Raw genomic sequence first — 14,996 nt, 5'->3', positions numbered from 1 at the left:
GAAAAGGTGATCAATCCTGCATGTCTCGCCACGTCAGATAAATGCGCAGGTCGAACTCCAACTGGTGATACCCCGGCTGCATGTGCTCGCAGAGTTTGTAGAACGCCTTGTTGTGCTCGGTTTCCTTGAAGTGCGCCAATTCGTGCACGACGATCATTTTCAGAAACTCGGGCGCGGCGTCCTTGAACAGAGAGGCGACGCGGATTTCCTTCTTGGCCTTGAGCTTCCCGCCCTGCACCCGTGACACCGTCGTGTGCAGCCCCAACGCGCGGTGGGTCAGGTCCAAGCGGTTATCGAAAAGTACCTTGTCGATGTTCGGCGCGTTGCGCAGGTGCTCCTGCTTGAGAGCGAGCGCGTAGGCGTACAGCGCCTTGTCGCTCTGGACGTCATGCCGCCCTGGATAGCGTTGTCGCAGGTAGGCGCCCAGCTTGTCCTGGGCGATCAGTTGCCGCACCTGGTCCTGCAGCGACGCGGGGTAGGCCTGCAGGTACTTGAGCGGCGTCACGGCTGTAAAAGTCATGGTCGAATCAATGAGTTCAAAGGGCGTCAGTCTACCGCGTCAATCCTTCTTGAGCAGCGGATGCCTGACCGGCAAGGTAATCGGCTCGACGAAACGCAGCGCTTCCTCCGGCATCATCGGGTGGGCCAACAAAAAACCCTGAATGATCTCGCACCCGTTATCTACCAACCATTGATATTGCTCTTGCGTCTCTACGCCTTCGGCAATGACCTCGATGTTCAGCAAACGGCACATGTCGATAATGCTGCGCGCCACGGCCAGATCACGAGGCGAGCTCATCATGCCGCCGATGAAATGCCGGTCGATCTTGAGGGTGTCCAGGTCCAGATTGCGCAGGTGCGCCAATGAGCTGTCGCCCGCACCAAAATCATCCAGCGATACCCGCACGCCAATGTCATGCAGGCTTTGCAGTTGTTTGCGGCTGTGAACAAGGTTGTGCACCAGCGACGGCTCGGTGATTTCCACTTCCAGTTGTCGCGGCTTGAGGTTGTGGATGTGGATGGCCCGCTGCAATTCGGCCGCCAGATTGGGCAGGCTGAACTGCGCCGGGCTGACGCTCACGCTGACCACCAGATCGTCCGGGAAGACCCCGTCCCAGCGCTGTCGCTGAGCCGCGCCCTGTTCGTAGATCCAGCCGCCCAGCTTGTTGATCAGGCGGGTCTCTTCCAGTAGCGGAATGAACAGGCTAGACGGCACATCCCCCGCATCAGGATGATTCCAGCGCAACAACGCTTCGAAACCGCGCGTTCGCCCACTGACCACGTTGATTTGTGGCTGATAAACGATCGAGAAATCCTTGCCTTCAATGGCTGTGCGCACGCTTTCTTCCAGCATGAGCCGCGAGCGGGCGCGACCGTTCATGTACTGATCATAGAAACGGTATTGATGGCGACCGGCGCGCTTGGCCTCGTACATCGCGATATCGGAGGCCCGCAGCAGGCCGTCCAGATTGGTACCGCAATCGGGGTACACCGCAATCCCGATACTGACGCCCAGCGTAGCTTCGATGCCGTCGACATGACGCCGCACGGAGATCCGATCGATCAGTTTTTCAGCGACTTTGGCGGCATGTTCAGGGAAATCCAGCCCATCGATGACCACCACGAATTCGTCGCCTCCCATCCGCGCCAGCACATCGTAGGGCCGCAGGCTGTCCTTGAGTTGCTCGGCCACCCAAATCAACACCTGATCGCCAGCGTCGTGCCCCAAGGAGTCGTTGACGTGCTTGAAGCCGTCCAGGTCCAGGTAGAGCACCACCAGGTATTTTCCGGCGTTCTCGTTGCGTACCAGCATCCCTTCGACCGTCTGATAGAAGCCCCGACGGTTGAGCAGCCCGGTCAGCGAATCGGTAACGGCCTGTTGCTCCAGTTGGCTATAGAGATCGCGCACCACCGACATGTCGAGCACGCTCAACACCATCGCTTTCTGCTCTTCCGGCAACGGCGCGCAGGACAGCGCCGCTGGGACTTGTCGCCCTTCAGGGGTACGCAGGATTGCGTCGTGAATGCGGTAGGTGTCGGCGCGACGATAGTGGTGATAGAAGCCCGAATCGGTCCACTCACTGAAGGCGGGCTCTTGCAGGTAGCAACACAAACCGGTGCCGCGCAATTCGCCGTCGGTCATGCCCAGCAATCGACAGATCGCAGGGTTGGCGAAACTGATGATGCCGTCCTCCTTGACCACCAGAATGCCCTCGGCAACGTTCGCCAGCACCGAAGCATTGAAGGCCCGAGCAGACTCCAGTTCGCGACTGAGCTTCTGCAAGGCGCGGCGATTGCTTTGCTGCTCCAGCAGCGCCTGGACCTTGGGCCTGAGAATATTGGGGTCGAACGGCTTGAACAGGTAATCGACCGCCCCGCTGGCATAGCCTTTATGCACAGCGTCGCGGGACTGCTCGTTGGCCGTAAGGAAAATGATCGGGGTCAGACGGGTCCGCTGGCTGCCACGCATCAGGCGCGCGACTTCGAAGCCGTCCATTTCCGGCATTTGAACATCAAGCAAGACCAGATCGACGTCAACGTCCAGAAGCAGACCTAGCGCTTCCATGCCAGAACTGGCCGTAACTATTTCCCAGTCCTGTCGTTGCAGAACCGCCCGCATCGTGACCAGATTCTCTGGATAGTCATCGACTACCAACAAAACTGATTTGCCATTAGATGGCTGGGGTTGCACGCATTCCATGCTGCTACTCATTCACGTTACTGCCTGGTGAGAGGGTTCCGCCCATCGTCCGATAGGCGTTTACTCTAGCCCCGAATCAAAAAAAGTGAAGGAAGGCCACCGTTTTGCCATCCCAAAAACTCGAGCAAGCCGACTAACGGTAACGGCTCTCAAGCGCCGTGCTCACCAGCCCTTCGCCAGAAATGGCGGCACATTGACTGCAGCCATTCGACGGATTCACGTTAACAACCGGTTAGGCGAAACGTATAAGGATCGCCCCTCAAACCCTAGCGCCAGACGCGTTTGCTGGCAATGAGACATAACCGGACGAACGACAAATGATTGATTTGGGAACGTGGAATCTGAGCATTCCAGTGGGCTCGCCCCCCGCCACCATCGAGACGAAACAACTGCTTCAGGGCTACGACGGAAAATATTTCACGTCCAGCGCCTCAAACGTTACATTCTGGGCGCCCGTGACGGGCAGCAAAACCGCCAACGCAATCTACCCGCGCAGTGAACTGCGGGAAACCTGGTCCAACGGCGAGTTGCACAACTGGTTCTACACCGACGCCGACAACTTCCTGAACGCCAAGCTCAAGGTGCTTCAGGTGCCCTCTTCCGGGCGGGTGGTGATTGGGCAGATTCATGTCTACGAGAGCAATCAGCCCCTGCTCAAACTTGAATATCAGTACAAGGACGCCACGCAGGACGGCACCATCGTCGCCAAAGTGCGCTTTCATCCCACCGACAAGAAACCCCGCGTCATCACCATCGCCGAAGGCATCCGCCTCAATGAAACCTTCAAGTACGTCATCCATTTGAACAAGGCGGGATTGTTGACCGTCCGGGCCAACGACATGGTCTGGAACGACCGCATCAGCGCCACTTGGCGTGCTCAACAGCTCTATTTCAAGGCGGGCGTCTACACCCAGGACAACACTGGCTACACCAGCGAAGGTGGCAAGGTGATGTTCTTCAACCTGGATATCGACCACAACAAGGGCTAAAGCCCACACCCGATGTAGGAGAGCGCTTGCTCGCGATGGCGTCGTTGAAAATCACCGGCTCATCTCACCCTGATCGCTGTAGCAGCACGGTTTGCCGGCGGGAGCGTCCGAAAAATCGCCATCGTCGGCAAGCCGTGCGGCTACAGAATCCGTATTACGCAGCTTTGTACTCTTTCTCAGCCGCCTCAAAGCGCGCGACCATGCCTTGCGTCGGGCCTTTGCCCAGCAGACTGAACAGCACAATGGCAACGCTGGCAAAGACGAAGCCCGGAATGATTTCGTACAGGCCCAGCAATTCGAACTGCTTCCACACCACGACCGTGATCGCGCCGGTAAGGATCCCGGCCAGTGCGCCGTTGCGGGTCATGCCTTTCCAGACCACCGAAATCAGCACCACAGGCCCGAACGCCGCACCGAAACCGGCCCAGGCGTAACTCACCAGACCCAATACGCGGTTTTCCGGATTGGCCGCCATGGCGATGGCAATCAGCGCCACCAACAGCACCATCGCACGCCCCACCCACACCAGCTCACGCTGCGAAGCGCCTTTTCGCAGAAAGGCCTTGTAAAAATCTTCGGTCAGGGCACTGGAGCAGACCAGCAACTGACAGCTCAATGTGCTCATCACCGCCGCAAGAATCGCCGACAGCAGCACACCTGCGATCCACGGGTTGAACAACAGCTTCGCCAGTTCGATGAATACCCGCTCGTGGTTTTCCGTGACCGGACCCGCGACGTCCGGGTGAGCAGAGAAATAAGCGATGCCGAAAAAGCCTACGGCAACCGTACCGCCCAGACACAGGATCATCCAGGTCATGGAAATACGACGGGCGTTGGCAATGGACTTGACCGAGTCAGCCGCCATGAAACGCGCGAGAATGTGCGGCTGACCGAAGTAGCCCAAGCCCCAACCCATCAACGAAATGATGCCGATAAAGGTGGTGTTCTTGAGCATGTCAAAACTGCTCGGGTCTTTGGCCTCGATGGCCATGAACGTGGTATCCACGCCGCCAGTCGCCAGCAATACGATGATCGGCGTGAGGATCAGCGCGAAGATCATCAAGGTGGCTTGAACGGTGTCGGTCCAGCTCACCGCGAGGAAGCCGCCAATAAAGGTGTAAGCGATGGTCGCTGCCGCCCCCGCCCACAAGGCGGTCTCATAAGACATCCCGAAGGTGCTTTCGAACAGACGAGCGCCCGCGACAATGCCCGAGGCGCAGTAGATGGTGAAGAACACCAGAATGACGACGGCAGAAATGACTCGCAGCAGGCCGCTGGTGTCTTCGAAACGACTGGAAAAGTAATCCGGCAGGGTCAATGCATCGCCGTTGTGCTCGGTCTGCACCCGCAGACGACCTGCGACGAACAGCCAGTTCAGGTAAGCGCCGATGATCAGCCCGATCGCGATCCAGCTCTCAGACAGACCCGACATGTAAATTGCACCCGGCAATCCCATGAGCAGCCAGCCGCTCATATCCGATGCGCCTGCCGATAGCGCCGTGACGACGCTGCCAAGGCTACGACCGCCAAGGATGTAATCCGACAGATTATTGGTGGAGCGATAGGCCATCAGTCCGATAAGGACCATCGCCGCGATGTAGATCACAAACGTGATCAAAGTGGGGTTACTGACGCTCATTGTGTGTCCGTGCGTTGTTTTTATGACAGGGGCAACGGGTTGCACCAAGGGTGCGCATGCTAGCCATCAACACCTCACAGGAGCAACCAGAAAACGATAATGAGTTGCACCTTTTTTGCCCAAAACTCGTAACCGTTCGCTTCTGTAAGGCTTTCAGACTGCCGTAAAACCGCCAGCTTTCAATATTCGGCGTCATCTTCGAGCGTTCATGCGCCATCATCGGTCACACCGGAAATATCTTGCAAAAATGGGTTGCACCCGGTTGCACCCTCCTCGACGCACAGCTAATCTTGGCGGCAGCTATAGCCGCATCATCGTGGCTCTTATGAGGACAAAACATGGCGACCACCACTCTGGGTGTCAAACTCGACGACCCGACCCGCGAGCGATTGAAAGCAGCCGCCCAGTCCATCGACCGGACTCCGCACTGGCTGATCAAGCAGGCAATTTTCAATTACCTGGAAAAGCTTGAGAGTGGTGCAACCCTCAATGAACTGAACGGCCTCAGCAAGGACAGCGACGATCAGGGCGACCTGCCGACGGACAGCACCCATCAGGCGTTCCTGGAATTTGCCGAAAGCATCCTGCCGCAATCGGTTTTACGTGCAGCCATTACGTCTGCCTACCGCCGCCCGGAACCCGAGGTGGTGCCTATGCTACTGGAACAGGCGCGCCTGCCAGCGCCCATGGCGGACGCGGCCCACAAACTGGCCGCCTCTATTGCAGAAAAACTGCGCAACCAAAAGAGCGCCGGAGGCCGCGCCGGTATCGTGCAAGGGTTGTTGCAGGAGTTTTCGCTGTCGTCTCAAGAAGGCGTAGCGCTGATGTGCCTTGCCGAAGCGCTGCTGCGCATCCCGGACAAGGGCACTCGTGACGCACTGATCCGCGACAAGATCAGCACTGGCAACTGGCAACCGCACCTGGGTAACAGCCCGTCGCTGTTCGTCAACGCCGCCACCTGGGGCCTGCTGCTGACCGGCAAACTGGTCAGCACCCATAACGAAGCGGGCCTGACCTCTTCCCTGAGCCGTATCATTGGCAAGTCCGGCGAACCGATGATTCGCAAGGGCGTCGACATGGCCATGCGCCTGATGGGCGAGCAGTTCGTCACCGGTGAAACCATCGCCGAGGCGCTGGCCAACGCGAGCAAGTTCGAAGCCAAAGGCTTCCGGTACTCCTATGACATGCTCGGCGAAGCGGCGCTGACCGAACACGATGCTCAGAAGTACCTGGCCTCCTACGAGCAGGCCATTCACTCCATCGGCAAAGCCTCCCATGGCCGCGGCATTTATGAAGGCCCGGGCATCTCGATCAAGCTCTCGGCACTGCACCCGCGCTACAGCCGCGCCCAGTACGAGCGCGTGATGGACGAACTCTACCCGCGCTTGCTGTCCCTGACCTTGCTGGCCAAACAGTACGACATCGGCCTGAACATCGACGCGGAAGAAGCCGACCGCCTTGAGCTGTCGCTGGATCTGCTGGAGCGCCTGTGCTTCGAGCCGCAACTGACCGGCTGGAACGGCATCGGCTTCGTGATTCAGGCTTACCAGAAGCGCTGCCCTTACGTGATCGACTACGTGATCGACCTGGCGCGCCGCAGCCGTCATCGCCTGATGATCCGTCTGGTGAAAGGCGCGTACTGGGACAGCGAAATCAAACGCGCTCAGGTTGAAGGGCTGGAAGGCTATCCGGTCTACACCCGCAAGGTGTACACCGACGTTTCCTACATCGCCTGCGCCCGTAAATTGCTGTCGGTGCCAGAAGTCATCTACCCGCAATTCGCCACGCACAACGCTCACACTTTGTCGGCGATTTACCACATTGCAGGTCAGAACTATTACCCCGGCCAGTACGAATTCCAGTGCCTCCACGGCATGGGTGAACCGCTGTACGAACAGGTTGTGGGCAAAGTCGCCGACGGCAAACTGAATCGCCCGTGCCGCGTGTACGCCCCTGTCGGCACGCATGAAACCCTACTGGCGTATCTGGTTCGCCGCCTGCTTGAAAACGGCGCCAACACCTCGTTCGTCAACCGCATCGCCGATCAGTCGATCTCGATTCAGGAGCTGGTCGCCGATCCGGTTTCCAGCATCGAACGCATGGCGACACAAGAGGGTGGCTTCGGCCTGCCGCACCCGCGCATTCCACTGCCACGTGACCTGTACGGCAGCGAGCGCGCCAACTCGGCAGGCATCGACATGGCCAACGAACATCGCCTGGCGTCGCTGTCTTCCGCCCTGCTGGCCACGGCCCACAATGACTGGAAAGCCTTGCCGATGCTCGGCAGCCCGGTCAGCGCAGGTGCTACCGCGCCGGTGCTGAACCCGTCCGATCTGCGTGATGTGGTGGGCCATGTTCAAGAGGCTAGCCTGGAAGACGTCGACAACGCCCTGTTCAGCGCCCTGAGCGCAGGCCCGATCTGGCAAGCGACCCCGCCTGCCGAGCGCGCTGCGATCCTCGAACGCGCCGCCGACCTGATGGAAGCTGACATTCAGCCATTAATGGGCCTGCTGGCTCGGGAAGCAGGCAAGACCTTCGCCAACGCCATCGCCGAAGTGCGCGAGGCTGTGGATTTCCTGCGCTACTACGCCGTGCAGGCCCGTAACGACTTCAGCAATGACGCACACCGCCCGCTGGGTCCCGTGGTGTGCATCAGCCCGTGGAACTTCCCGTTGGCGATTTTCAGTGGGCAGGTTGCTGCCGCGCTGGCAGCAGGCAACCCGGTACTGGCCAAGCCTGCCGAACAAACACCACTGGTGGCGGCTCAGGCCGTACGTATTCTGCTGGAAGCCGGTATCCCTGAAGGCGTGGTGCAACTGTTGCCGGGCCGCGGTGAAACCGTCGGTGCACGCCTGGTGGGTGATGATCGCGTGAAAGGTGTGATGTTCACGGGTTCAACCGAAGTGGCGCGCCTGCTACAGCGCAACATCGCGGGCCGTCTGGACGCTCAAGGTCGCCCGATCCCGCTGATCGCCGAAACTGGCGGCCAGAACGCGATGATCGTCGACTCCTCGGCGCTGACAGAACAAGTGGTCATCGACGTCGTGTCGTCGGCCTTCGACAGCGCCGGTCAACGCTGCTCGGCGCTGCGCGTGCTGTGCTTGCAGGAAGATTCCGCAGACCGCGTCATCGAAATGCTCAAAGGGGCCATGGCCGAAAGCCGTCTGGGCAACCCCGAGCGCCTGTCGGTGGACATTGGCCCGGTGATCGACGCCGAAGCCAAGGCCGGTATCGAGAAACACATCCAGGCCATGCGCGACAAAGGCCGCACGGTCTACCAGGTCGCCATCGCCGACAGCGATGAAATCAAGCGCGGCACCTACGTGATGCCGACCCTGATCGAGCTGGAAAGCTTCGACGAACTGCAACGCGAAATCTTCGGACCGGTGCTGCACGTGGTTCGCTACAAGCGCAAAGAGCTGGATCAATTGATCAGCCAGATCAACGCCTCGGGTTACGGCCTGACACTGGGCGTGCACACACGCATCGACGAGACGATTGCCAAGGTGATCGACTCGGTCAATGCGGGCAACATGTACGTCAATCGCAACATCGTTGGCGCCGTGGTCGGGGTGCAACCGTTCGGCGGCGAAGGCCTGTCGGGCACGGGTCCGAAGGCCGGTGGCCCGTTGTACCTGTACCGTTTGCTGTCGACCCGCCCTGCCGATGCTGTGCAGAAATCCTTCGCCACCCGCGACGCCGGGGTTGCACCGGACACTCGCCTGCGCGAAACACTGCTCAAGCCGCTGAATGCATTGAACACTTGGGCAACCAGCCAGCAGCTTTCGGAACTGGAAAGCGTGATCTCGCAGTTCAGCGAACAATCGCAAAGCGGTGTCACCCGTCTGCTCGCGGGCCCAACCGGTGAACGCAACAGCTACACCCTCCTGCCGCGCGAACACGTGCTATGTCTGGCCGATGATGAAGCGGATCTGCTGACGCAACTGGCCGCCGTTCTGGCCGTCGGCAGCAGCGCCCTCCTCCCGGACAACGAGTTGAGCAAGCCGCTCTACAAACGTCTGCCGAAAGAGGTTCAGGCCCGCATCAAACTGGTGAATGACTGGAACAAGGACGACGTCGTGATCGACGCCGTTCTGCACCATGGCGACTCCGACCAGTTGCGCGCCATCTGCGAACAGGTCGCTCAACGCAGCGGCGCCATCGTCGGCGTACACGGCCTGTCCAAAGGCGAAACCGGCATCGCACTGGAGCGCCTGGTGATCGAGCGCGCCCTGAGCGTCAATACCGCTGCGGCTGGGGGTAATGCGAGTTTGATGACGATCGGGTAACGGTCCGAAGCGCAAACCTGTAGGAGCGCGGCTCGCCCCGCGATCTGGCGCGCAGCGGCAGTTAGATCAGTTGATCCGGTATTCCTGACATACCGACGTTGCCTGATTTCGCTGCCGCTGCACGCCGGATCGCGGGACAAGCAGCGCTCCTGCAGTCGTTTGGGCAGTCGCAAAATATGTGTTCGCGCCACTGGCTGCTGACAGATGAACCGCCATTTCCTGCAACACATCCTCCGACTTGTAGCCCCTTTCTTACAGCCCTCTCCCTTTCTTGTGAAGGACATTTCCGAGAAACTCTTACCCGCTTGTGCCACGCGATTTCGATCTCTAGGCTGCGTCCATCGCTGGGAATCAGCGGTCGGGTTTAGCAGCCTGAATCAACTCAATCTGGCACGCAGGACCGCTTTATGGCGGCTTTGCTCGGGGCACGCTCGCGTGCGCTGGTTTTTGCCTATTGGGGCCAGTCTGCTAACCCGTGTCAAAGCCGCCACCCTGTTCCGTTTAGCAGCAGAGCATGGGTGGAACCTCCAATCCAATAGGTATCCGACATGCTGAAAATCACCCCCGATCCACCTGACAGATCCGTCGAAGAAGCCCTCGCCCATGTCTCAGCCCTGTTGCGCTGCGCCACAGCCACCGCCTGCGAGAGCGCCGAAAACCTCATTGGCGTCAAACGCGACCTCGCGTTCTCTGTCGTACACCTGATCGACCTGGCCAGAGCCGTGGTCGACCGCTCGCTCGATCAAATAGAAATACGCTGAACCGCACAAATCTCCTGTAGCAGCCCGGCCGGTGGCGTTCCGATGCCGGCGGCAGTGATCTCAAAGACGCCGCCGCAGGCAAGCCGTGCTGCTACAGATGCCGCGCTCTCAAGAGAGTAAGGCACACACCGGAATTACCGCAGTGAGCGGTCAGCCCACCTCGCGTTCTACCCCTCCATCACCCAAATCAATCTTCCTGTTCACCCCCTCCGCGCCCCCCTAGACTCGTCCGCAATCCAATAAAAGGTAATGCCGCCATGTCCGAGACGCTGCTCAGTTCCCGCAATCTGGCTTTCGAGCTGTATGAAGTGCTGGATGCCGAAGCGTTGACCCGTCGCGAGCGCTTCGCCGAACACAGTCGTGAGACGTTCGATGCGGCGGTCACCACGGCGCGGACGATTGCCGAGAAGTTCTTTGCTCCGCACAACCGCAAGAACGACGAAAACGAACCCCGCTACGAGAACGGCGAAGCGGTATTGATTCCTGAGGTGAAACTCGCCGTCGATGCCTTTCTGGAAGCAGGTTTTCTGAACGCGGCGCGCGATTTCGAGGCGGGTGGCATGCAGTTGCCGACGCTGCTCTCCCAAGCGTGTTTCGCGCATTTCCAGTCGGCCAACGCGGCCTCGGCCTCGTATCCGTTTCTCACCATGGGCGCAGCAAATCTGATCGAGAACTTTGGCAGCGATGAGCAGAAACGGCGCTTTCTTCAGCCGATGATCGAAGGGCGTTTCTTTGGCACCATGGCGCTGACAGAGCCCCATGCCGGATCGTCGCTCTCGGACATCCGCACTCGTGCGGAGCCTGCCGAAGACGGCACTTACCGCCTGCGCGGCAACAAGATTTTCATTTCGGGCGGCGATCACCCGTTGTCGGAAAACATCGTGCATCTGGTGCTCGCGAAACTCCCCGACGCGCCTCCCGGCGTGAAGGGTATCTCACTGTTCATCGTGCCGAAGTTTCTGGTCAACGATGATGGCAGCCTCGGCGCTCGCAACGACGTGGTACTGGCCGGGCTGTTCCACAAGATGGGCTGGCGTGGCACGACATCCACGGCACTGAACTTCGGCGATAACGGCCACTGCACAGGCTATCTGGTGGGCAAGCCGCATCATGGCCTGAGCTACATGTTCCAGATGATGAACGAGGCGCGGATAGGTGTGGGCATGGGCGCGGTCATGCTCGGCTACGCCGGTTATTTGTATTCTCTGGAATACGCCCGTGAACGACCGCAGGGTCGCCTTCCGGACAGCAAGAACCCTGAAAGCCCGCCAGTGATGATCATTCAGCACGCCGATGTGAAACGCATGCTGCTCACTCAGAAAGCTTACGTCGAAGGTTCGTTCGATCTGGGTTTGTACGCGGCGCGCCTGTTTGATGACACCCAGACCGGCGAATCCGAAGAGCAACGCAAGCTAGCGCACGAGTTGCTGGACCTGCTGACGCCCATCGTCAAATCCTGGCCGTCAGAGTTCTGCCTGAAGGCTAACGAGCTGGCGATCCAGATTCTCGGCGGCCATGGCTACACGCGAGAATATCCGGTCGAGCAGTATTACCGCGACAACCGCTTGAACCCCATTCACGAGGGCACACACGGTATTCAGTCCCTGGATCTGTTGGGGCGCAAGCTGGCACAGAACGGCGGTGCTGGACTCAAACAGCTTGTCCGCCTGATCGCCCACACCTGCCAGCGTGCTCAGGAGCATGCAGCGCTCAGCCCGTTGCGCGAGCCTCTGGAGCAACTGGTTGCCCGCCTGCAAGCCGTGACACTGGGTCTGCTGACCGATCTCGCTCAAGGCAAGATCACCGTCACCTTGGCCAACTCGGCGCTGTTTCTAAAAGCCTTTGGCCATTCGGTTATCGGCTGGCGCTGGCTTGAACAAGCGATCCGTGCCCAGGAAGGCTTGCTTCGCGAACAATCGACAGATGAGGCTTTTTACCGAGGCAAACTCGCCGCAGCCCGGTACTTCCTGACGTGGGAGGTACCGGCCTGCCATCACGAGTTAGCCATCCTACAAACGCGGGATGACCTGTGCCTGTCCATGCAGGATCAGTGGTTCTGAGTGGGGAGCACGGTTGGCAACGGGAAGAAAGTTTCCACCAACACCTCTGCCCCCTCCCCGAGCTTTTCGGCGTATTGCTGGCGGCTGAACATCATCCCGGTGCGCAGGTCATAGACAGCTCCCGCAACCTGCTCCATTGCAATCTGCTTCAGTTGCACATGCATGAACCGGTAATGGGCACCGGCCACTTCCTGTATTCGCTGAATTTCGAAGTAGTGGCCCGGCAGGAAGACCGACTCGACCTCATCAGGGCTCGCAGAGAACGGACTGATGGGGGTCGCGCTCAAGTAGTCCTTGGCGGGCAGCTCAAAGACGACAGAGGTGTCGTCGAATGTGATGTCGCCACGATAGGTCTCAGATGACGCCCCTCCCTGGCTGCTCGCGAATACCCGACAGACGTAAGGATTTTCACTGAAAGACGTGACATCGGTATTCACCAACACATCACCGACCTTGAACTTGCCATCGCGAAATACTTGCCCCGAGGTGCCACGATTTCCGCTGCCCCCCCGGTACAGCGTCACGTCGTTGTTGTAATCAATCTCGGCGAGGTCCTCGACCAAACGAGTGATCACGCCCAGTTGGTCACGTTGCTTACGCTCTCCGGTTCGAAGAAAGACGTTGTAGGCATCCTCGTCCTCTGTGTACAGCGTGATGCTCCTGCCGAACCAGTCATCCACCGTTTTGAACACGCGATGTTTTTCGCCAAAACTGTCGATCACGACGTCATCGCCGTCCGAATCAGTGAATACCTCGTCGTCTTCCTCTGCTTCGTACACGTTCGCCAGCGATTCTTGCCGAAGGTTGCCCACATCGGACAGGCGCCGCTCCTCAGAGAGATTGAACTGCATGTAGATATCCCAGAATTCAGACGACACCGTTTCGAATGGCAACGCCGCACTGCTCACGGCTTCCAGGGGAGCGCCGCCACGCAGTCCAGGACTGCCAACCAACTCCCACTCATTCGCCTCGTTGAACCGAACCAGTTTCGCGCCACTGAAGGAAAATGGGTTTTCCGGATTAACGATGAACCAGAGCTTCAAATCCTGAACGTATTGAACCCGGAAAGGGCGATCATCCAAGCTGATCCATGACTCGCCATTTTCCAGCACATGCACCCCTTGGTAGTGGCTCATGCTTTGGGTGGGCGCCGCATCCGGGAGCGCAACATTACCTTCCAGAGCCTCCAATTGCCCTGCCGGGGTAATGACATCGACTTCAGGAGTGACAAGAGAGGGCACTGGGCGGCGCAGGTCTGCCAACAGCGGCAAATTGAACAACAGATAGATCGAGTTGATGATGGCGCCAATGACTCCAGCTCGCTTCAGACGTGCTGTGCTCCCGTGCAGCGCCTGATCGATATTCAATCCGACGCTGGCAATACCCGCCCCGATCAACGTCAATGCAACAGGCCATCCGATGGGCGCAAGCGCCCCCGCCACTTGAATGAATGCGCCCAGATAGCCGAGCCACATTTGCTTGCGCAACTCGGCGCTGGTGACCAGTTGCTCATGCATGTCCTCGTGCATTTCCTGACGCGCGATGTCCCGCAGGTGCTCAAACGCCCGCGTTGACGTACCTCCCCTCTGGAGGTGGATGGTGATCAATGGGGTACTCGACCTGATGATTTTCTCGGCCAGCTCCATTTGACGCTGACTACCTCGCGCAAAGGAACTGAACAAGGTGCTCCTGGCAGACGGATCATTCAGTCGCGCTTTTACCCAACGCGCCAAGGTCGGCACGTCGTCAAAACAGAGAAAAGCAGGTTGCACATCTGGCCGATAGAGGATTTGCCGCCCTTCTACCCCCCCGATCAACAGCATATTCCGCGAAGCATGACCCGCCAGCTCAAAGGTGTGGACCGACACATCCGGATTTAAGGGCGTGGCGCTTTTCAACATTGACCACGTCACATGGGTAGCGGTCCCACCCGTCACAGCTTTCAGGACGGCTTGAAAATCCTGCGGGGTCAGTTGCTTTCTTCTGAGTTCCAATCCCGCCGCCGCCAGCAACCGGGCTTTGGCGAACGCACAGAAATCATCTGCGTGATGACGCCAGAATGCCTCGACCTTTCGCTTGCACTCGGATGCGAAGTCGAGTGCCCAGAAGTCACGCAGCACGTCGCTGGGCAACATGGGGACCTGATTGCGTTCGTCATATGTCTGCGCGTCGGGGCCAGCCGTATAGAAACCGCCGTAAACATTCAGGTCATCTGACGCGTCCTGATCGGCTGCGCTGAAGCGGTGCATCACCAGCTCAATGAAGTTCAGCGTCTCCGAAGGCTGCCCATTATGCTTCCAGCCCGTGAACGTTTGAGCACTGCTGGATGCCGTTCTGAATCGATGCCAGTAAACCATGGAAGGGTCAACCGACGTTCCTGTGTGCTGCAGAATGATCTTGCTCGCGGCACGCTGAGCCAGCGCGTAAACATCGGGATAATCGGACATGAACGCCGTGACACGCTCACGAAGATTGCGCTCGGTGAGGCCGCCGACCGGAGGGGGTGGAACAATGTGAGTAAACAAAAATATGGCTTCCTGTCTTATGAAACGGAAGC

8 protein-coding genes are annotated in these 14,996 nt (G+C 58.9%); 4 read left to right on the top strand and 4 right to left on the bottom strand.

The window, feature by feature from the left end; all coding sequences use genetic code 11:
* Positions 1-10: 10 nt before the first annotated feature.
* Both ACI5GA_RS18790 and ACI5GA_RS18785 read right to left on the bottom strand, forming a co-directional pair.
* Entirely contained in the window at positions 11-505 is a 495-nt protein-coding gene (locus ACI5GA_RS18790; RefSeq protein WP_421425495.1) for a YgjP-like metallopeptidase domain-containing protein, read from the bottom strand.
* A gap of 54 nt (positions 506-559) precedes the next feature.
* A complete protein-coding gene (locus tag ACI5GA_RS18785) occupies positions 560-2,701 on the bottom strand; it encodes a putative bifunctional diguanylate cyclase/phosphodiesterase (protein ID WP_404636552.1) in 2,142 nt (713 codons plus the stop codon).
* Between the two features lie 317 nt (positions 2,702-3,018).
* Here ACI5GA_RS18785 and ACI5GA_RS18780 point away from each other — a divergent pair, with 317 nt between their 5' ends.
* On the top strand, positions 3,019-3,690 hold the full coding sequence (locus ACI5GA_RS18780) for a polysaccharide lyase family 7 protein (RefSeq protein ID WP_421423774.1): 672 nt from the start codon (positions 3,019-3,021) through the stop codon (positions 3,688-3,690).
* A gap of 154 nt (positions 3,691-3,844) precedes the next feature.
* Here ACI5GA_RS18780 and putP read toward each other — a convergent pair whose 3' ends face one another.
* Positions 3,845-5,329 (bottom strand): sodium/proline symporter PutP, encoded by a 1,485-nt coding sequence (gene putP, locus ACI5GA_RS18775; RefSeq protein ID WP_404636381.1) that lies wholly within the window; start codon positions 5,327-5,329, stop codon positions 3,845-3,847.
* A gap of 338 nt (positions 5,330-5,667) precedes the next feature.
* Between putP and putA the strand changes: the two genes are divergently transcribed.
* From putA to ACI5GA_RS18760, 3 genes are all read left to right on the top strand, one after another.
* Positions 5,668-9,618, top strand: a complete 3,951-nt coding sequence (gene putA / locus ACI5GA_RS18770) for a trifunctional transcriptional regulator/proline dehydrogenase/L-glutamate gamma-semialdehyde dehydrogenase (RefSeq protein WP_404636380.1) — start codon at positions 5,668-5,670, stop codon at positions 9,616-9,618.
* A 548-nt stretch (positions 9,619-10,166) separates the two neighbouring features.
* Complete coding sequence (locus ACI5GA_RS18765; protein WP_404636379.1) at positions 10,167-10,379, top strand: DUF6124 family protein; 213 nt, start codon at positions 10,167-10,169, stop codon at positions 10,377-10,379.
* 257 nt (positions 10,380-10,636) lie between these two features.
* Entirely contained in the window at positions 10,637-12,439 is a 1,803-nt protein-coding gene (locus ACI5GA_RS18760) for an acyl-CoA dehydrogenase (RefSeq protein WP_404636378.1), read from the top strand.
* Here ACI5GA_RS18760 and ACI5GA_RS18755 read toward each other — a convergent pair.
* Positions 12,427-14,964, bottom strand: a complete 2,538-nt coding sequence (locus ACI5GA_RS18755) for a dermonecrotic toxin domain-containing protein (protein WP_421423772.1) — start codon at positions 14,962-14,964, stop codon at positions 12,427-12,429. The two genes, ACI5GA_RS18760 and ACI5GA_RS18755, sit on opposite strands and share 13 nt — an antisense overlap.
* Between the last annotated feature and the right edge of the window lie 32 nt (positions 14,965-14,996).

This window comes from Pseudomonas sp. Pseu.R1 (assembly GCF_045764065.1).
Classification (GTDB): domain Bacteria; phylum Pseudomonadota; class Gammaproteobacteria; order Pseudomonadales; family Pseudomonadaceae; genus Aquipseudomonas.
Note: the sequence above shows the minus strand (reverse complement) of the source record. Positions and strands in the feature narration are given on the sequence as shown.

Coding starts and splice junctions, on each gene's coding strand:
- ACI5GA_RS18785 (WP_404636552.1), bottom strand. CDS start 2,701: ATGGAATGCGTGCAACCCCAGCCATCTAATGGCAAATCAGTTTTGTTG.
- ACI5GA_RS18780 (WP_421423774.1), top strand. CDS start 3,019: ATGATTGATTTGGGAACGTGGAATCTGAGCATTCCAGTGGGCTCGCCC.
- putP (WP_404636381.1), bottom strand. CDS start 5,329: ATGAGCGTCAGTAACCCCACTTTGATCACGTTTGTGATCTACATCGCG.
- putA (WP_404636380.1), top strand. CDS start 5,668: ATGGCGACCACCACTCTGGGTGTCAAACTCGACGACCCGACCCGCGAG.
- ACI5GA_RS18765 (WP_404636379.1), top strand. CDS start 10,167: ATGCTGAAAATCACCCCCGATCCACCTGACAGATCCGTCGAAGAAGCC.
- ACI5GA_RS18760 (WP_404636378.1), top strand. CDS start 10,637: ATGTCCGAGACGCTGCTCAGTTCCCGCAATCTGGCTTTCGAGCTGTAT.